At 80.4% G+C, this 230-nt stretch carries 1 pseudogene; it reads left to right on the plus strand.

Annotated features, from left to right (window positions below):
* A pseudogene (locus ACH65_RS18375) lies at nt 1-230 on the plus strand (DNA polymerase III subunit gamma/tau); the annotation flags it as partial.

Consider the following 230-nt stretch of genomic DNA (forward strand, 5'->3'; position numbering starts at 1 on the left):
CCGCCGAGCTGGCCGCGCTGGCCGGCCGCTTCGCGCCGGAGGACGTGCAGCTCTACTACCAGATCGCCACCACCGGCCGCCGCGACCTGCCGATGGCGCCGGACGCGCGCACCGGCTTCGAGATGGCCGTGCTGCGCATGCTCGCCTTCCGGCCGGAGGCGGGCGGGTCGGGACAGGCGGCGGCGCGTTCCGAACGCCCGGCCGCGCCGCGCCCGGCGCCCGCGCCGGCG

The organism is Frateuria defendens (assembly GCF_001182895.1).
GTDB classification, from domain to species: domain Bacteria; phylum Pseudomonadota; class Gammaproteobacteria; order Xanthomonadales; family Rhodanobacteraceae; genus Frateuria_B; species Frateuria_B defendens.